Origin of the sequence: Campylobacter sp. RM5063, from assembly GCF_024723655.1 — a bacterium.
In the GTDB taxonomy this organism is placed as follows: Bacteria; Campylobacterota; Campylobacteria; order Campylobacterales; family Campylobacteraceae; genus Campylobacter_D; species Campylobacter_D lari_D.
This window is the reverse complement of sequence record NZ_JANQDA010000056.1, coordinates 1-975: the sequence shown is the minus strand read 5'-3', so window position 1 is coordinate 975 and position 975 is coordinate 1. Positions and strand designations below refer to the sequence as shown.

Sequence of the window (975 nt, the reverse complement as noted above, 5' to 3'; positions counted from 1 at the left end):
TAAAAGCAAACGGTTTTTAATTTTTATATTTTCTATATATTATTTTTAGAATTATAAATGCTTTTATTATATTTGAACAAAAATATTTTACAAAAGTAGACTAGAATTGTTGGCACTAGAAACCCCTTTATTTATGCTTGGAGAGTATGTTATAATAAAATCCTTTATGTTATAACAAAAAATAAAATTATACAAGAAAGGATATTTAAATGGCTATCAAAATTGAAATTAGTGGATTTGATAAGGATTTTTTGCCTGTTTTTGAGAGTTTGGCTAAAAGCCTAAGAGCTAGTTATTGTTTATTAGAGTATGATATCCCAGATGAGAAAAAACAAAGTTCTATGAAAAAAGCTTTAGAAGAAATGAAAAATGGAGAATATGAAACTTTTAAAAACTTTGATGAGTATAAAAGGGCTATGCGTGAAATATGAAATTAGAGTTTTAAAAGAATACAAGAAAAATTACAAGAAGCTAACACTAAAAGAAAAAGATTTAGTAGATGAAATAGTTTATCGCTTATCTAACAATGAAACTCTTGAAAGAAAATACAAGGATCATAAACTAAAAGGTGAATTTAAAGATCTTAGAGAGTGTCATGTAAAACCTGATTTGCTCTTAATTTATCAAAAACAAGATGATAAGCTTATTTTAACCTGTATTAATATAGGTTCTCATAGTGAGTTGTTTTAAATAATTGAAGTTAAATTAATCAAGTTAATAAAATCCATAACTACACATTAAGTCACTTATGTCACTATAAAAAGAAAAAAAGGAAAACACTATGGAAAAATTATCCCAAGAAGAAATACAAAAAGCTATGAGAGAATGTGTAGTAAGTTTTTATACTTATGATCCAGCTAATCTTAATGGCTATTCTCAAGATTTATTTGATGTAGAAAATGAAGTTTTTGCTAAAGATTATGAGTTTATAGAAAAATGTGATTTAGATGATATGGTAAAACACAAAGAAAGTGA

2 protein-coding genes and 1 pseudogene are annotated in these 975 nt (G+C 25.0%); all 3 read left to right on the top strand.

The window, feature by feature from the left end; all coding sequences use genetic code 11:
* Window positions 1-209: 209 nt before the first annotated feature.
* Window positions 210-431: a hypothetical protein gene (locus CAMP5063_RS08325; RefSeq protein ID WP_337195161.1), complete on the top strand. Its 222-nt coding sequence runs from the start codon at window positions 210-212 to the stop codon at window positions 429-431.
* Window positions 421-690, top strand: coding sequence for a type II toxin-antitoxin system RelE/ParE family toxin (locus CAMP5063_RS08320; RefSeq protein ID WP_144667570.1), 270 nt, complete (start codon window positions 421-423; stop codon window positions 688-690). The genes CAMP5063_RS08325 and CAMP5063_RS08320 overlap by 11 nt, the downstream gene beginning before the upstream one ends.
* Before the next feature lie 91 nt (window positions 691-781).
* Window positions 782-975: pseudogene (locus tag CAMP5063_RS08315) on the top strand (hypothetical protein); the annotation flags it as partial.

What these genes read in the sequence shown, in the direction of transcription:
- CAMP5063_RS08325 (WP_337195161.1), top strand. Translation starts at nt 210, where the DNA reads ATGGCTATCAAAATTGAAATTAGTGGATTTGATAAGGATTTTTTGCCT.